This is a genomic window from Citrobacter sp. Ct235, assembly GCF_030332305.1.
Lineage (GTDB): Bacteria > Pseudomonadota > Gammaproteobacteria > Enterobacterales > Enterobacteriaceae > Citrobacter_A > Citrobacter_A telavivensis.
Map to the genome: position 1 here is coordinate 35,506 of NZ_JAOWIC010000049.1, position 17,155 is coordinate 52,660.

Here is a 17,155-nt window from a genome sequence, read left to right on the forward strand (position 1 = left end):
TTACCGCCTCAGAGGAAAAGTTTATTTTCTTCGTACAGAGCACTCGCCTTTTCCAGTATTTTAGCCACTGCCATCACACACAGCGCAATAAAAAACCAGACGACATGATGGAGCTCAAACCCGATGAGTATTTCACGCTCTCCTGCGGGGTTAAGCATCGTCAACCAGTAACTGGTAACAGGATCCGCAAGCAGGGTCATTACAGTCCAGACCCCCAGAGAAGCGCCGACTCTGCTCATATGTTGTGCCGAACGGGCGGAAAAATAGTTCCGCCTGGCATAGGCCTTAAATAGCGATCGTAGTTGATACAGGCAGTAACAAAGTGGCGCCATGACCAACAGGTTGATGACTCCGGCCCCCGCTGCCTGCCACCATGGCAACGTCTGCAGGCTGACATTGAGAGCAGAGAGTCGCTGGTCAGTGAGAGACAGCGTTATCCCGTAGAACTCATTCGAAAATGACAATATGGGAAAAAACAGAACAATCGAATTTACCAAAACGATGGTAATCAATAGCATCATGGTGAAAGTGACCATTCTTTGGCTGAGTTGTGCCAGTGCATCAGTGGACATAGAACCTCGGTGTGTCAGCTTAGCGTGATAGTGCAAACAATACACAAAATTAAAGTAAAACAATAATTTTTTATCGTTTTATTTTAATTAAAATCAAGAAAATTGAGAGTTATCGTTACAGAACAATGGGTTATCTTTCTGCCTGCCAGCGAGACCGTGGATGGACAGAAGAGGAAGCCATGACCGTGGGCGGGCTCGCGTTTTCGACATCGATCACATTTCCCCGACCTGCACATATCCCTGCTGAAATTACGTGTTACCATTCATGCCGTAAATACCTTTCAACTCAACCCGAGGCTTTGATGCTGGAGAATGTAATCATCTGATAATCAGTTTCCCCGACCTTTCCAGGCCGGACTGATTATCAATGCGCTGAAATCGAATGCGGACACCGCTGTGTGTTTGCACGTTTTGCACATGATGATTAAACAGGTTTTCCAGTATGAATTTATCCCGTCAGGAACAACGTACCTTACACGTTCTCGCCAAAGGTGGACGTATTGCGCACGTTCGCGATACGTCAGGCCGCGTCACCGCCGTTGAATGTTACAGCCGCGAAGGGCTGCTGCTCGCCGACTGTACGCTCGCCGTCTTCAAAAAACTCAAAACCAAAAAGCTGATCAAATCCGTCAATGGTCAACCCTACCGCATTAATACCACCGGGCTGAACAACGTTCGCGCCCAGCCAGATAACCGCTAAGGAGAGTTCTATGACAACACGCAACTTCACCTTTCATATCACCGATGAGAGTGATGCAAGTGACATTCGGGAAGTCGAAACCCGTGCATTTGGCTACAGTAAAGAGGCCGATCTGGTGGCTGCTTTGCTGCAAGACGAAAGTGCACGTCCGACGTTATCGTTGCTGGCCAGACATGAAGGTAAAGCCGTCGGGCATATCTTGTTCACCCGGGCGACATTCAAAGGGGAAATGGAATCTCCCCTGATGCATATCCTCGCGCCTCTGGCGGTCATACCGGAATACCAGGGGAGAGGAGTGGGTGGATTATTAATACGTACCGGTTTAGAACACTTACGGTTGATGGGGTGTCAGCGCGTATTTGTTCTCGGTCATGCCACGTACTATCCGCGACATGGATTCAAACCTTGCGCAGGAGACAACGGCTATCCTGCGCCTTATCCCATCCCGGAAGAGCACAAGGCCTGCTGGATGCTGCAATCCCTCTCTGCTCAGCCACATGCTCGTACTGGCCAAATTCAGTGTGCGCAGGCCTTAATGCAACCGGAGCACTGGCATGAATAATGACCTGATTGAACGTTCTGTCATTCGTAACCCAATGAAAGGAATTAATTAATGGATATCCCACGTATTTTTACGATTAGCGAAAGTGAACACCGTATTCATAACCCGTTCACGCCGGAAAAGTACGCCACACTGGGCCGCGTGTTACGCATGAAGTCGGGGGCGCGTATTCTCGATCTCGGCAGTGGCTCAGGTGAGATGCTTTGTACCTGGGCGCGCGATCTCGGTATTAACGGTACCGGTATCGACATGAGTCCGCTCTTCACCGCGCAGGCAAAACAGCGTGCTGAAGAGCTCGGCGTCAGTGAACGCGTCCATTTTATTCATAACGACGCGGCGGGTTACGTCACGGACGAAAAATGCGACATGGCGGCCTGTGTTGGCGCGACCTGGATTGCCGGTGGTGTCGCCGGATGTATCGAACTGCTGGCAAAAAGCCTCAAGCCTGGCGGAATGATACTGATCGGTGAACCATACTGGCGTCAGGTTCCCGCGACGGAAGAGATTGCCCAGGCTTGTGGCGTCTCGTCCATGACTGATTTTCTCACCCTTCCTGCGCTCGTCGGCTCTTTCGACGAACTCGGCTATGACGTGGTGGAAATGGTACTGGCAGATCAGGAGGGCTGGGATCGGTACGAAGCGGCGAAATGGCTGACAATGCGTCGTTGGTTAGAGGCTAACGCTGAGGATGATTTTGCCGACGAGGTTCGTACGGAGTTGACGATAGCGCCTAAACGCCATGTCACGTACGCCCGGGAATACTTCGGTTGGGGCGTATTTGCGTTAATGGCGCGATGATGTGAGTGATACGGCATAGCCTTTCGGCTATGCCGTTATTTACCCCAGATGAGAACTATTGCTTTTGACGAAGTGATAGTGGCTTTATAAAAATGAAAAGGCGTTCTGTTCAAATTTGCCATTAAATAAAACGACCTTGAGTTAATGCATTCCATTCATTCTTTCTTCTTATTTAGAGATTATTCCTTGATCTAAGAACAATCCTAATTTGTATTTTCCTATGACACCTAAGAATGACGATGTAATTTGTTTGTTTTTCTGATTATAGGATAAATAATCCTATTTAATTGATGGTGTTGCATGCCCGGGATATGAATTTATTGTTGTGTTTTGTTTGATTTTTGTTGCTCTTCGTGTGTTTTTGTTGAAATGTAATCTATTGATAATTAAGTTTAATCTTTCAGGATTGTTAATGATGTGATCTGATCTGGCGGTAAAAAAAGAAATGGTGATAGCTGTTTCCTATCATGATGTATTAGATTGAACAGTTATATCTTTTGGCAGTTTTATTTAAGATAAGTGTATATTTGCAAACGGCGGTACAAGGAGGGATAACGTGGTTGTTGATGATAAACTTTCTCCACTTATCGCTCTTGCGCTGAGTGAATTAAAGAATAGGGCAGCGAGACCGTCAGACAGGAAACCATTCTGCTTTCTTCCTGCTATGTGGGTACAAACACGATGCTGTTGTGCATTGCTTTCTGAATATACAGTAGTGAGTATTTCCGAAAAGCAAGATAATTTATACCTGAAACAGCATATCAATTATTGTGATTCTATCCAGCGGATTATTGAAAAACTCAGAGATGCACAGGATAACAGTGACGAACAGAAGTGTGAGTTTTGTCAGTTTATGACAAAGATGAACCGGGCAGACAAACACACGCTCAATGCGATTGTTTGTCTGGAAACGTATGCTGACGCGTCGCAATATCTGGGGTTGAGTCAAAAGTCAATATATTCAAGATTGTACAGTATTCTTGAACGTATTGGGGTCAACGATCGGCGGCTATTTTTACGCTGGTACAAATATATGTTGATTCATTCAACAATATTTCGGCCTCGTGGTCTGAATATTGTCTTCTCTGCTGCTGAAGACGAGCAGACTCTGAAATGAATGCGATCATCGCGTAAACCGAGAAGTCACAGGAAAGGGAATCCTTACGGATTCCCTTTTCGCGGCGTGTGATGGCGATATTCTCTTCCAGTGGAGGGCGTCGGTCATCACCGGAACAGAGCCGGTACGTATTGCTCGTGTAATCTGTTTAAGGTCTGTCCATGATGCGCTCAGAGCTGTTTTTCGTACAGGCGATAGCGCTTATAGGCAATCCCGCCGATGCGTTCCAGGATCGTGCGCATTCCGCTATTAGATTCCAGAATCCAGGACATCTCTATTGCGTCGATATGGTGTCTGGCAAACGGTTCACGTAACGCCTCAATTAACAGCAGAGCCATGACCGGACCAATACGACTGAACTGATACTCCTGACGTACGCCCATCAGAGGCACCCGCGCGGTACGGACACCGCTTACTTTCAGCCGCCAGAGCAGTTTGGCCCAGCCGAACGGCAACAGCCGACCATTGAGATCGGCGATAGCCTCATTAATATTTGGCAGACCAACGATAAAGGCACAGGGGATAGAATCTATCTCAGCGATGTAAATCATATCGTCCGGTACAAGGAACTTGAGCTGCTCGCCCATGGCGGCGAATTCGTGTTCCGTGAAGGGGACAAATCCCCAGTTGTGCTGCCATCCGGAGTTAAAAATTTCCCGCAGAATCTGCATCTCTTCACTGAATTGCTTGCGATTAATGCTGCGGATGGTCACCTTTTCACGCACCTGATCCATCAGTCGGACCAGCGATGGCGAGAAGAATAAATCTGTCCGCTGCATCCAGTAAGCCAGTAGATCGATTCCTTTGGTGTACCCCAGTTGTTCGACCCGGGAGCCATAATAGGGCTTACCGTGCGGCATCAGTGCGCAGGGGGGCGTCCCGAAGCCATCAACCAGCAGGCCGCTTTCCTGGTTAATGTTCAGGCTAAAAGGGCCCGTTATCTTTCGCGCCCCGACGGATTTCAGCCATGTTTCGGCGGCAGCAAACAGCGCGCTAAAGACCTCAGGATCGTCGATGGCGTCGATCATGCCAAAATGACCGGTGTCATCGCCGTACAGTCTGCGATGTAAGGTATCAATCTGCGCGGTTATTCGCCCGACCACCCGTCCCTCTTTTTTTGCGATCCATGCCTGCCAGTTGATATGTTCTGACCCCGGATTTTTTGCAGACAGATGCTCTGCGCGTTCAAAATTCAAGGGGGCGATCCAGCAGTCGTCAGCGCCATAGAGTGAAGAAGGGAAAGAGATAAAGGTGTTGAGGTCATGTTTATTCATGACTTTTTGTATCTGAATCATAAATTGCCCTAAATAAAAAGTGCAGAAATAAACATAATTACATTCATTACCATACGGTAACGTCAGCATCCGAAAACGGAATAAATTATGAAATGTCTATTTTTCTCTTTTACCACTTTATGCGGTTGTCGATAAAACGGGAAGATAAAACGTTAGATAGTGGCGTTCAAGGAAATAAATGATAATTTTTAATGTTGGTGAAGAGATGAAATATATGTGCGAAGGATATTATTCCTGTCATCATTAAAATATTTGCAATCATTTATAATTGTTATGGTTATTTATCCAAAAAAAGAAGTGCTGTTTAATGACCATTTAATTTATATTACCCAGTGCCGATTATTTGTTTCGTATATCCAGCGATTTTAAATCCAAACATTTTCATGGTGTATATGTCCAATAGAATATCTACTCATTCTCTTCCTATGCGTTATGCTGACTTTTCAACCCTGGCGGAAGCTTTGGACTACGCCGCTTTGGGAAATGCAGGAATGAATTTTTATGATCGACGCAATCAGCCTGAAGCCGTACTGGAGTATCGTCAGCTAAAATGGCGGGCACAAGCCGGGGCACGGCGGTTGCTTTCGCTGAATCTCAATAAGGGCGATCGCGTCGCGCTGATTGCGGAAACCAGCGTGGGTTTTGTCGAAGCCTTTTTTGCCTGTCAGTATGCGGGTTTAGTGGCGGTACCGCTGGCCATTCCAATGGGCGTCGGGCAACGCGATTCTTATTCTGCGAAATTGCAGGGTCTGTTAGCCAGCTGTCAGCCTGCGGTCATTATCAGCAGCGACCAATGGTTGTCACTGATAGATGTTGTCAACGATCATGGGGCGGCAATCCATATCCTCAGCAATGCGCAATTTAATGCGTTGCCGGAAAAGGATATCGAACTGCCACAGCCATTGCCGGATGACATTGCCTACCTCCAGTACACCTCTGGCAGTACGCGTTTTCCTCGCGGTGTCATTATTACCCACCGTGAAGTGATGTCGAATCTGCGTGTGATTAGCCATGATGGGATCAAATTACGCGACAGCGACCGCTGCGTTTCCTGGCTGCCCTTTTATCATGATATGGGGCTGGTGGGGTTTCTGCTGACGCCTGTGGCGACTCAACTCTCCGTGGACTATCTGCGCACCCAGGATTTCGCTATGCGCCCGTTACAGTGGTTGAAATTGATCAGTCAGAACCGCTGCACCGTCTCCGTGGCCCCCCCCTTCGGTTACGATTTATGCTTGCGTCGCATCAATGACAACGAACTTGCCGGGTTAGATCTCTCCTGCTGGCGTGTGGCTGGGGTGGGGGCCGAACCCATTTCTGCCGGGCAACTCAATCAGTTTGGCGAATGTTTCCAGCGCGCGGGGTTTGACAGTAAAGCCTTCATGCCGTGCTACGGACTGGCTGAAAATGCGCTGGCGGTGAGTTTTTCCGATGAAGCGTCGGGTTCTCAGGTGAACGACGTCGATCGCGACATACTCGAGTACCAGGGCAAAGCGGTTGCGCCAACGAAAAATACCCGGGCGATTTCCACCTTTGTGAACTGTGGCAAAGCACTACCGGGTCACCGCATTGAAATTCGTAACGAAATCGGGATCCCGCTTCCTGAACGAGAAGTGGGCCATATCTGTATATCCGGTCCGAGCTTGATGGACGGTTATTTTCAGGATCCGGTTTCGCAAAAGGAAATCCAGTCAACCGGATGGATGGATACCGGGGATCTGGGCTATTTGCTGGATGGCTATCTGTACGTGACGGGACGTATAAAAGATCTGATCATCATTCGTGGTCGGAATATCTGGCCACAGGATATTGAGTATATTGCGGAACAGGAACCGGAAATTCATTCTGGCGATGCAATCGCGTTTGTGACGTCCCAGGAACGGATTATTTTACAGATCCAGTGCCGGGTCAGTTGTGAAGAACGTCGCGCGCAGATAGTCCACAGTCTGACCGCCCGGGTACAAAGCGAGTTTGGCGTTTCTGTTAGCATTGAGCTCTTGCCACCGCACAGCATTCCACGAACATCCTCCGGGAAACCGGCCCGTGCGGAAGCAAAAAAACGCTATCTGAATCTTTTCGCCGACCCCATGAATTCACCAATCCCCGCGTCGGGTTATGCGCAATGAGTACCATCGTTGCGGTGACCGGCGGGACCGGTTTTATCGGGAAACATATTATTGAGGCGCTGCTTTCCCAGGGTTTTATCGTCCGGGCGTTAACCCGAACCGCCCGTCACGACGCGCGCGAAAATCTTGTCTGGATCCGGGGGGCGCTGGAAGAACGCGAGACGCTGGCGCAACTGGTCGCAGGGGCCGATCACGTAGTCCACTGTGCGGGGCAGGTGCGAGGACACAAAGAAGCAGTCTTCACCCGCTGTAATGTCGAAGGGAGTCAGCGACTGATGCAGGCTGCGAAAGAGAGCGGCAGTTGTCAGCGCTTTCTGTTTATCTCCTCGCTGGCGGCTCGTCACCCTGAACTCTCCTGGTATGCTAATTCCAAGCATGTTGCTGAACAACGGCTAACGGCGATGGCCGCCGGGATTACGCTGGGGATATTTCGCCCTACGGCGGTGTACGGGCCCGGTGACAAAGAGTTAAACCCGTTGTTTCGTACGATGCTGCGAGGCTATCTTCCGCGATTTGGCGCTGTCGATACCCGATTGTCATTTTTGCATGTGAGCGATTTGGCTCAGGCCGTCAGTCAATGGCTCATGGCCGAACGGACGCCGGTTTATCCTTATGAATTATGCGATGGGGTTGCCGGCGGCTATAACTGGCAACGTCTTCAGGAAATTGCGGCTGCGGTAAGTAAGCGGCCGGTTCGGACCGTGAGCATTCCGCTGCCATTGCTGATATTGATTGCCGGGACGAGTACGTTAATCAGTCGGTTTGCCGGAAAAGAACCGATGTTGACCCGCAGTAAAGTTTGCGAATTAACCCACCCGGACTGGTCAGCAAATAATAAATGTCTGTGCGAGAACATAAATTGGGTTCCCCGGGTTAGCCTGGAATATGCGTTACGCCAGGGGCTATTTTGATTATTTAGATTACAGGTATGTTATTTTCTATGTTAAATCATGAAGAAGTAATGGATTACACCCTTTACTGTTTGCAGGGTATGGTCGAAAGCGGTGTGGATATCCAACCGGACAGCGATCTGGTTAATGATCTTGGGCTGGAATCAATTAAGGTCATGGATTTATTAATGTTGCTGGAAGATAAATTCGATATTTCTATCCCCATTAATATCCTGCTGGATGTCAGAACGCCTGCGCAATTAATGGAAGCGTTAATCCCTTATCTGGAGAGTATCAATGAGTCTTTATGATAAATTCGCACGCCTTGCCAGCGAGCGGGAACAATTTCGAATGACGGGGATTAACCCATTTGGCACCTGTATAGATGAAGTGTATTCCGCAACCGAAGGGCGGATTGGCAACCAAAAGATTATTCTGGCGGGTACCAATAACTACCTGGGACTAACCTTTAATGCCCAGGCGATTGCTGAGGGGCAGGCGGCATTAGCGAACCAGGGGACGGGTACGACCGGTTCGCGGATGGCGAACGGCAGTTATGGACCGCATTTAGCGTTAGAACAGGAGATTGCTGCGTTTTTTGGCCGGTCGTCGGCCATCGTCTTCTCCACGGGCTATACCGCTAATTTAGGGATAATCAGCACGCTTGCCAATCATAATGCGGTGGTACTGCTGGATGCGGACAGCCACGCCAGTATTTATGATGCCTGTGCGTTAGGCGGCGCAGAAATTATCCGTTTTCGCCACAATGATGCGAAAGATCTGGAACGACGTATGGTACGCCTCGGTGAGCGCGCCAAAGACGCTATCATCATCGTCGAAGGCATTTACAGTATGCTGGGCGACATCGCGCCACTGGTCGACATTGTCGACATCAAAAAACGGCTGGGTGGTTTTTTGATTGTCGATGAAGCGCACTCCTTTGGCGTGATGGGGGCGACGGGGCGAGGACTGGCGGAAGCGACGGGGGTGGAGCAGGATGTCGACATTATTGTGGGAACCTTCAGTAAGAGCCTGGCTTCCATTGGTGGTTTTGCCGTAGGCGATCGGGGTATGGACGTTCTGCGTTACGCCAGTCGCCCTTATATTTTCACCGCATCGCCTTCGCCGTCGAGCATTGCAACCGTTCGTTCTGCGTTAAAAACGATCGCCGCGCAACCGGAGTTGCGCCAAAAGCTGTGGGATAACGCAGTGCGATTGTATGAAGGGCTTGAGAAACTGGGTTATGAGCTGAGTTCACACATCAGCCCCGTGGTCCCGGTTATTATCGGTACGAAAGAAGAGGGGCTGCGTACCTGGCGCGAACTGATTGCCGCAGGCGTTTATGTGAATCTCATTTTGCCACCGGCAGCACCCGCCGGGATCGCGATGCTACGCTGCAGCGTTAATGCGGCACATACCTACGAGCAGATTGACACGATTATTCAGGCATTTGCACAGCTGAAAAAATAATACTCTCTCCCCGCAGCGGATATTCTTCCTGAGAATACCTGCTGTGGTTTCTGAATCTTCGGTCCATCGCGCAACTTGATAAATGTTGTGATATCAGGGCTGGCGATCGAATCGAAAAACAAGGATTAACGCCATCGCCAGAAGCAATGCCGGCGGAGCCAGCGTTGTCATCTGCACATTAAGGGAATACAGCAACCCCAGGTTGACGATGATCTGATCGCAGACGTAAGTCAGCAGTCCAACGACCACGCCGACGGCTAAGCGACTCCCCAGTCCGGGGGCGCGGGGGGCGCTAAAAGTGAAAGGGATTGCCAGTAAAATCATCGCCAGAATCAAAAGCGGATGCCCTACTTTTTGCCACAACGCCAGCGTAAACTCGAGGCTGGGTTGGCCCGTGCTCTTCAGGTAGGAAATATAATGACCGAGTTGCTTAACTGAAAAGCTACTGCTGGGCAGGGTGAGTTCCTGCAGGCTCATACCGGCAAAGAGAGATGGCCACGCTACGCTCTCTTTCGTCTCTGTTGTCTCCTTACCGTTGGCCCACTCTTTTTGATTTACATCCTCAAGCTGCCAGGTCCCGTTGTCTGAAATGGTCGCCGTTTTCGCATAAATGTACCGTTGTAGAGAATGGTCCGCCCGATAGTAAAACAGCTCAATGCCTACTGGCTGACGCTGTTCGTTCAGCGACTTCACCGTTACAAACTCATTGCCGCGCCGGGCCCACAGAATGTTTCCCGCCATATCGTGACGGGTATAGCGCGTCTTTATCTGCAATGCCCGCTGTTGCATTGGCGAGGCAACCCATTCATCAATGACACCAAGGGCAACGGTTAGCATCAGTCCTGCGCATAGCGTCACTATGGCTATTCTGAAAATTGAATATCCCGTGGTGCGTATTGCGGTTAACTCCCCGCTTTTCGACAACTGTCCCAGCCCGACGATACCGCCGATCAGCGCGATAAACGGGCCAAGATCGATGAAAGTTCTGGGCAATGTCATCAACACAACCATCACGGCCTGCGTCCAGCGATATCCGCCAGGATTCACATCATCGAGTTCGTTGATCAGATTGAAGGTGGTAAACAGGGGAAGCAATAACCCTGCGGCAGCCGCAAATCCCAAAAAGAGATTACGTATTAAATAGCGGCTGAAGATGTTCATCGACGAATTTTCCACAGCAGAGTGCCGTCGCGGATCAGCAGCAGAAACAGGCCAGCCAGCATGAGCAGGGGAACCAACCACAGGCCCGGAGTCACGGGCAACGCGCCGTTGGCAACCAGCGTACGGCAAATGTTGCCGCCATAAAAAATGATGACGAATAAGAGCGTGAGTGGGAGCAGCGTGGAAAACCGTCCCTGGCGTGGCCTGACGCGGCTTAATGGAACAGCCAGTAGCGCCATTAGCAATGCGCTGACTCCACGACTTTCCCGCCATTGCAGTTCCGCAGCATCAGCAGGTGCAGAGGAGCGGGAGAGCGTAGCGACGGATTTCGCCTTGCGTTTGACCTCGTCACTCTGGTCGAACGGTTTCAGGTTCAGTTTGAGATTGCGAAAAACCTGCTCGTTATCATCCCGCCCCTGATGCGCCAGAACATAGGCGGTACCGGTGTGCAACATCACCGTGGGGGTCGACGGCGATGGGTCGACAACGTCAACACTGCTGGCCCTGAAGATACTGGTCCTGTTGTCAGAGGAGGTATAAATCAACGTATCGCTGAGATGAGCCGCGTCGGGATCAATCTGCCGGGCGAGGATCATCCGCCCATTGTTGTTGATATTAAACTTTCTTGCCTGCAGGTGCCGGACATCCAGCTCAGACTGCGACTGTTGTTCTAGCTGATAAATTTGCGCGTAAGCCCAGGGTCTGCCGTACAGTGACAGCAGCATCACCAGAATGCTTAATGGAATGGCGAGGAATATGACGGCGCGATAAAGGCACGAAGGCGTAGCGCCGGAGGCGGATATCGCTGTGATTTCCGAATCGGTATACATCTGACCGAGGGTGACGCCGACGGAAACATACAGGCCGACGGGGAGCAGCATCTCCAGCGCAATCAGTACCTTGTAGAAGACAACGTTCAACACGACGTCCAGGGCTAATGTGCCGTTTGCTGCGTCGGTCAGGTAGCGCTGCGCGCAATAGCTGGCGAAAATAAAGATCAGAAAACCCACGAGGGTTGCTACCAGTCGTTGAATACTGGTCATGATATAGCGTTCAATTAATTTCATCGCGGGCCCGGCTATTCATCAACCATCTTATGTACCATCGCGATAACCTGATGCACCTCTTTTGGCGTCAGATCGCCATCTTTTGCCCACAGGACGCGGCCCTCTTTGTCCAGCACCAGAATGGTTGAACTCATCTCATTGAGTTGCCAGGTTCTGCGGCCCAGTCCGCTGCTGTCGATGATAAATTGTGCCCATGGGTAGCGGCGTTTGTTTTTTTCTATTTTTCCGAGGACGAAGAAACCGGAGCCAAAGATCACATCGTCGGTATTCACGATGGTGGTGGGTTGAAAGCGGTCCTGGGGAAAATTGGCGACCTTTACGGCCTTAATCAGCATTGAGTTTTTCTTTTTTGCGGATTTTCGCCCGGCGATGTACTGAACAATGCGCACCTTTCCCGCCAGTTCGCTGCTGTTCCAGTTTCGGTAGGTAAACGCATCATGATTATCCAACTGCAATTCGCCACGATCTGTAATGACGATCGGCTTGACCGGTTGGCCTTCGACAAAGTTATGCGCGGACGCCAGCCATGGCGAGAGCAAGAGTGAAGCAATCAGTAATCGACGTAGCAGCATCGCAGATCCTTTATTTCGCTGAGTCGGGAAGGGCAATCATGTACAGCTCGACCTACAGAGGATAATGGGTGAGCAATTGTTCTATACGTTCGCGAATAGCGCTATCCAGTGCGCTCGGCACATCGTACGGTTTTCTCATTTCCATTGCATCGGTCACCATCTCATCATGTCGGTCTCCCATCAGACCATTAATCGCGGCCAGAAAGCGGGAGACTGCGCGGGCATCGTGATTGTCCGGATCGAGGGAACGTAACGTGTCGTAATACGAAACCTGCTGACTAATGATTTTCCGCATGGCATGAAATTCACTTCCTGTCAGTTGCGGTCTGGTAATTAATTCTCGCAGCGTGCGCATTTGCGCCTGACAATAGACCATAAATCCGCTTGTCGTTTCTGACTGACTGTGACGCAGGGAATACTGGACGACTCGCCAGACGGGGAAACTCAGGTAAATACGCAACAGCCTTCCATAAGTGGCAGTAATCGTTTTATTCCCATTACGAAATCCGTCCTGGAAATGGCCGAGAAAAACGGTGGTTTTGCTGAATAAACGGCCTGCCTGGTGGTTTTTGCGATAGAGTCGCTGAGCAAAACGTAAATGTTTATAACGCGCGCGAATGTGTTTGTATTGCATCCGTTCATTTTCTGACAGCTCGCAGCCTCGTAATTGCTTCAGTACCAACCGTAGTAAGTCCTTGCGGGTAAAACCGTCCTCCCAAAACTGCAGGCACAGATCATAACAGCGGCGGATGTTGACGTCGGTGCAGTCAATCTGCACACGATCCGGCAGTACGGCATGGCGATCGACGATGTCATCTTCTTCCACCGCGACAAACAGGCGCTGGAGAACGTCAGGCGAGAATTTTTCGTGCGTCATGAGTGAGTCTCTTTGGCTGCGGTAAAGGGCAACCTACGGCGATGGTGATAAGCGTGTAGCGTCGGGATCAGGGAAAGCAGTACATCCAGGCATTGCCCGGCGAAGTAGGCAAACGCCGCGCCGACCACGCCAAAGAGATGCGACAGCCCCGGCAAAAGGACAATGTAGGCGATGGAAGCGATGGTCTGCGCGGTCAGAAAAGCCCGTTGTTTGCCGGACATCAGCAGCAGTGATTCCTGGGGAAACCCCAGCATCGACACAATAATCGCGCCAAGCATGATCTGGATGAGGTCGTACGCCTGCAGGTATTTGACGCCAAAAACCAGCGAAATGAGCGGCTTACCGACAATCACCACAACAAGCGCCACGGCGATGCCGATACCACCGGCTAATAGCGCCGATTTCATTCCCAGTTGCCACGGCTTTTTGCTGCGCGGATCTAAACGCATCACTTCGGGATAAAAGCTCTTGGCAAGCAGTTGCGCCGGCGTGCCAGTGGCATCGAAAAAGGTCATCGCAATTTTGAACAGTCCGGCGGCGGCGGGGCCAAGAACGACACCTACCAACACCGTGCTGCATGAATTTCGCGCAGACCAGATAGTGTGGGCAATATTGGTTGACCAGACAAAACTCCATGCGCCCTGGAGCCGGCGCGCCGATTCGAACAGCCGTGGGCGTAGCGCACCGTGAATATTCCGGCTACGCAGTTCGCGCGCGGCAAACCACCAGTACATCGTGCCGCCAATCAGGCTGGAGGCGTACCAGGCGATCGCGAAACCGGCAAACCCAAAGTCACCGAAATAGGCGATAACGCTGCCAAGTGCGCGCAGGAAGGGTTTGGTCGCCTGCTGGACGGCAATCAAGTCAAAGCGGTTGACCGCCCGTAAAATCCCTGTTGGGGTCGATGAGGCCATGGAAGGGATTAGCGTGCAGTACAGCATTGCCAGCCAGAAGCTGTCGGCGTCGAGGCCTAACGAGTGCGAAAGAAACGGCAGTAACCCCATTCCGCAGAGGATAGCCACCGCGCCGCTGGCGATATCCAGACTAAAAGAAAAAGAGATCACATCGCGAAACTGATGCAGGTTATTGCTTTCCAGCGCGGGTGTACCGTACTGAACGACCAGTTGCCATGTCTGGAATTTGGCAAAATCGCTAATGGCTTTGGTATACGACTGAATGATGACCAGCACGCCAAACATCGCTGGCGTCATTCCTTTACCGGCGCAGGAGAGCGCCAGTAAACCCAGCAGGGCGCTCACCACGTTGCTGGAGCCTAAATAGGCGCTATTACGAATGATGGTGCGAAATGCGCCATCAGCAAACCACTTTTTCATGGGAGAAAACCCGTCAGGCCAGGTTAATCATCACTCAGCGGGAGCAAACCCGCCCAGTATAAAATCTCAGTCTGGCGAATGGCACCGCGCCTGAGTTCAGACATTCTTTCGCTCTGTGCGCCCCGACTCCGTTGAGGGCTGATGCGTCACGACATCACGCTTCTGCGCCGGGAATTCCGTGCCGCAACGGATGCGGCAGCCAGCGCCTTTTCCAACACTTCGCGGTAGGGCGCTCGGGAATCCAGATCGAGAATTCTTGAGCCGTTGTAGGTGAGCTTCACCATGACGTCGATTTTGTCGCGCAGCTCGTTGTAGTCATGGTCAGGCTTACGGGAAAATGCGGTATCAATATCGATACCAAGACGAATAATGAGTTCAGGACGGCATAACGCCATTTCCTGATACAGACGGGATTCGCGCTTTGCCATGCGAGTTTTCACCCAGCCCGTCGCGCGTTCGATGCCAATACCCGGTCCGTCATAATGGAATCCGGAAATTTCGGCCTGAGGGTAGCGATCGCTGATCACCAGAACGCCGCTTTGCGCCAGCCGCTGCGCTTTGCGTAAGTTAGCCATTCGGCGCACAGAGAATCCGTACATAATTAACGTCGCCCAGAGTGCGGGGGCTCGGGTACTCATGCTTTGCGTTTTTGATGATTTCTCCGCCAGTCGCCGCTCAAGCCATGTGCCGATCAGCGGCAGACGCTTGATTTTGTTGCCATCCTCTCCGGAGACAAGCCCTAAATAGCGGCGCTCGGTCACCCACTTTTGTTGCAGGTTTTTAACCAGATCGGCCGTCAGCGTGGATTTGCCGGTACCATCGCAGCCGACCACGGCAATAAGTCCTTGAATGTATTCCGGCAACGGCGCATTCAGGGGGCTTGAGTTCTCTGTTTCCATGTCGTTCCGTCTTAAAAAGGACTCGCAAATCCGATCCGGTGATCGCGAAGAGAGGCTTGAATTGAACGTAATGATGCAATAAGGATTTTATCCGCCGGTTCCCGACCATTCAGTTCGAGGATTGTCGCCCCATTGAACGTCAGATGCGGCGTGACCATGATCTTCTCGTGGAGAATGGACAGTGGATGGTCAGGCTTGCGCGAGAATGCGGTTTCTTCATCAATATCCAGCCTGATCAGCAGCAGGGGGCGCCAGGAGGCCATCCACTGGTACAACTGGAGTTCGCGCGCTTTCAGAAGGCGCACCCACCAGTTGCCGTCCGTTGTTTTGGCCAACTGCGGCCCGTCAAAGCGAAACCCGGGGACTTCCGTCTGGGGGTAACGATCGACGATAAATAATGTGCCTTGCCGACTCTGGATCAACATGTTGCGGAATTTATACGCTCTCCAGCAGGAGAGCAGGAAGATCACCAGCGCCGTCATGTTTCCTGGCGGTGACGAGGGGCGCTGGTGCACACGTGCCGCTTTTGTTCGCAGGTAACGACCCACCGACGCCCCGATGACGGGCAAATGTTCGATCCATTCACCAATACGACCAGAAGACTGCCCGAGATAAAGCTGTTTTGTCGGCAATTGTGATGCCAGAAGAGGGGCCAGACTGGCAGCCAGGGTTGATTTACCTGAACCATCGCAGCCGACTATGGCAATCACCCGAACGAAAGGGGGATTAATAGTGGGAATAGTATATTGACTCACGAAAGATCCAGTTTAAATAAAGGGGTGTATATTCGCTGTGGTGTCCCAAGAATATCTGTTCAACAAAGTTGTGACAATGTCTAATTGTCGTTTTAGTATTAATAGTTATATCCAAAAGGGTGTCGCGTTAATAAAATATTCATGATAAGGATTTTATGTTGAGGGTATATTTATGATGTCAATGAAACCTCCGCTAATAGCCATTATTGGCAGCGATGGCTCGGGGAAAACAACGGTCTGTGAACATCTTCTGATCTGTTTGCAGAAATATGGTCCCGCAGAAAAAGTGCATTTAGGTAAACAGGCCGGAAATGTGGGGCGCGCCGTGGTTAAATTACCGTTAATGGGGAGATTATTAGGTAAAACTATTGAGCGTAATAAAGTGAAAACTGCGAGGAAATTACCAGGTCCTGTACCCGCATTAGTGATTATGTCCTTCGTGGTGCGTCGGTTATTGCGCTTTCGTCATATGCTGGCGTGTCGACGCCGTGGGCTAATTGTATTAGCCGATCGCTATCCTCAAATACAAATTCCCGGAGCTTATGATGGCACCGTGTTTCCTGCCAATGCTGACGGAAGTCGCTTCGTTTCCTGGCTGGCTGAACAAGAACGCTCGGCGTTCCGCTGGATGGCCAGTCATAAGCCGGATTTAGTGATAAAACTGAATGTTGACCTCGATGTTGCCTGTGCGCGTAAACCCGATCACCGCAGAGAAGCCCTGGCCAGAAAAATAGCAATAACGCCACAGCTGACTTTTGGCGGCGCACAATTGGTCGACATCGATGCGAATCAATCGCTGGATGATGTACTGGCGGATGCGGAAAAGGCGATAGCAGAGTTTATGACAGCCAGCGGCTATCATTACCGTAACAATAATACGGATGCCGTTAGCCTCACCCTTCAGTAAATTCGTTCTGTTTCTGTATGCCCAGTCTGGCTGACTGGGCATTTTTACGCATA

At 50.8% G+C, this 17,155-nt stretch carries 18 protein-coding genes; 9 read left to right on the forward strand and 9 right to left on the reverse strand.

Annotation, left to right across the window (positions count from 1 at the left end):
- Nucleotides 1–8: 8 nt before the first annotated feature.
- Nucleotides 9–572, reverse strand: coding sequence for a DUF2975 domain-containing protein (locus OGY35_RS17290; RefSeq protein ID WP_286632951.1), 564 nt, complete (start codon nucleotides 570–572; stop codon nucleotides 9–11).
- A gap of 442 nt (nucleotides 573–1,014) precedes the next feature.
- Here OGY35_RS17290 and OGY35_RS17295 point away from each other — a divergent pair, with 442 nt between their 5' ends.
- The 4 genes from OGY35_RS17295 to OGY35_RS17310 all read left to right on the forward strand — a co-directional run bounded on the left by OGY35_RS17295 (nucleotide 1,015) and on the right by OGY35_RS17310 (nucleotide 3,749).
- Entirely contained in the window at nucleotides 1,015–1,272 is a 258-nt protein-coding gene (locus OGY35_RS17295) for a YjhX family toxin (RefSeq protein ID WP_006174186.1), read from the forward strand.
- 10 nt (nucleotides 1,273–1,282) lie between these two features.
- Nucleotides 1,283–1,834: a GNAT family N-acetyltransferase gene (locus tag OGY35_RS17300; protein WP_286632952.1), complete on the forward strand. Its 552-nt coding sequence runs from the start codon at nucleotides 1,283–1,285 to the stop codon at nucleotides 1,832–1,834.
- Between the two features lie 51 nt (nucleotides 1,835–1,885).
- Nucleotides 1,886–2,632: an SAM-dependent methyltransferase gene (locus OGY35_RS17305; protein WP_286632953.1), complete on the forward strand. Its 747-nt coding sequence runs from the start codon at nucleotides 1,886–1,888 to the stop codon at nucleotides 2,630–2,632.
- 556 nt (nucleotides 2,633–3,188) lie between these two features.
- On the forward strand, nucleotides 3,189–3,749 hold the full coding sequence (locus OGY35_RS17310; protein WP_152405171.1) for a hypothetical protein: 561 nt from the start codon (nucleotides 3,189–3,191) through the stop codon (nucleotides 3,747–3,749).
- A gap of 170 nt (nucleotides 3,750–3,919) precedes the next feature.
- Here the strand turns inward: OGY35_RS17310 and OGY35_RS17315 are convergent, their stop codons facing one another.
- On the reverse strand, nucleotides 3,920–5,044 hold the full coding sequence (locus tag OGY35_RS17315) for an N-acetyltransferase (RefSeq protein ID WP_286632954.1): 1,125 nt from the start codon (nucleotides 5,042–5,044) through the stop codon (nucleotides 3,920–3,922).
- Between the two features lie 392 nt (nucleotides 5,045–5,436).
- Between OGY35_RS17315 and OGY35_RS17320 the strand changes: the two genes are divergently transcribed.
- From OGY35_RS17320 to spt, 4 genes are read left to right on the forward strand one after another with little or no spacing between them, the layout of a single operon-like run.
- Nucleotides 5,437–7,170, forward strand: coding sequence for a fatty acyl-AMP ligase (locus OGY35_RS17320; RefSeq protein WP_286632955.1), 1,734 nt, complete (start codon nucleotides 5,437–5,439; stop codon nucleotides 7,168–7,170).
- Nucleotides 7,167–8,081 carry an NAD-dependent epimerase/dehydratase family protein gene (locus OGY35_RS17325; protein ID WP_286632956.1) on the forward strand — a complete coding sequence of 305 codons (915 nt, stop codon included), beginning with the start codon at nucleotides 7,167–7,169 and terminating at the stop codon, nucleotides 8,079–8,081. The genes OGY35_RS17320 and OGY35_RS17325 overlap by 4 nt, the downstream gene beginning before the upstream one ends.
- A gap of 29 nt (nucleotides 8,082–8,110) precedes the next feature.
- A complete protein-coding gene (locus tag OGY35_RS17330) occupies nucleotides 8,111–8,371 on the forward strand; it encodes an acyl carrier protein (RefSeq protein WP_152405159.1) in 261 nt (86 codons plus the stop codon).
- On the forward strand, nucleotides 8,358–9,530 hold the full coding sequence (spt, locus tag OGY35_RS17335; protein WP_286632957.1) for a serine palmitoyltransferase: 1,173 nt from the start codon (nucleotides 8,358–8,360) through the stop codon (nucleotides 9,528–9,530). Before OGY35_RS17330 ends, spt begins: the two co-directional genes overlap by 14 nt.
- Before the next feature lie 93 nt (nucleotides 9,531–9,623).
- Here spt and lptG read toward each other — a convergent pair whose 3' ends face one another.
- The 7 genes from lptG to OGY35_RS17370 form a co-directional block, all read right to left on the reverse strand.
- Nucleotides 9,624–10,691 carry an LPS export ABC transporter permease LptG gene (gene lptG / locus OGY35_RS17340; protein ID WP_286632958.1) on the reverse strand — a complete coding sequence of 356 codons (1,068 nt, stop codon included), beginning with the start codon at nucleotides 10,689–10,691 and terminating at the stop codon, nucleotides 9,624–9,626.
- Nucleotides 10,688–11,758, reverse strand: coding sequence for an LPS export ABC transporter permease LptF (gene lptF / locus OGY35_RS17345; protein ID WP_152405156.1), 1,071 nt, complete (start codon nucleotides 11,756–11,758; stop codon nucleotides 10,688–10,690). Before lptF ends, lptG begins: the two co-directional genes overlap by 4 nt.
- Nucleotides 11,759–11,769: 11 nt before the next feature.
- Nucleotides 11,770–12,330: a YtfJ family protein gene (locus OGY35_RS17350; protein WP_286632959.1), complete on the reverse strand. Its 561-nt coding sequence runs from the start codon at nucleotides 12,328–12,330 to the stop codon at nucleotides 11,770–11,772.
- 52 nt (nucleotides 12,331–12,382) lie between these two features.
- Entirely contained in the window at nucleotides 12,383–13,207 is an 825-nt protein-coding gene (locus OGY35_RS17355) for a hypothetical protein (protein WP_286632960.1), read from the reverse strand.
- Entirely contained in the window at nucleotides 13,204–14,541 is a 1,338-nt protein-coding gene (locus OGY35_RS17360) for a lipopolysaccharide biosynthesis protein (RefSeq protein WP_286632961.1), read from the reverse strand. Before OGY35_RS17360 ends, OGY35_RS17355 begins: the two co-directional genes overlap by 4 nt.
- A gap of 146 nt (nucleotides 14,542–14,687) precedes the next feature.
- Nucleotides 14,688–15,440 (reverse strand): nucleoside/nucleotide kinase family protein, encoded by a 753-nt coding sequence (locus OGY35_RS17365; RefSeq protein WP_286632962.1) that lies wholly within the window; start codon nucleotides 15,438–15,440, stop codon nucleotides 14,688–14,690.
- An 11-nt stretch (nucleotides 15,441–15,451) separates the two neighbouring features.
- Nucleotides 15,452–16,195, reverse strand: coding sequence for a nucleoside/nucleotide kinase family protein (locus tag OGY35_RS17370; protein ID WP_178828482.1), 744 nt, complete (start codon nucleotides 16,193–16,195; stop codon nucleotides 15,452–15,454).
- 172 nt (nucleotides 16,196–16,367) lie between these two features.
- Here OGY35_RS17370 and OGY35_RS17375 point away from each other — a divergent pair, with 172 nt between their 5' ends.
- A complete protein-coding gene (locus OGY35_RS17375) occupies nucleotides 16,368–17,102 on the forward strand; it encodes a dTMP kinase (protein WP_286632963.1) in 735 nt (244 codons plus the stop codon).
- Nucleotides 17,103–17,155 lie beyond the last annotated feature (53 nt).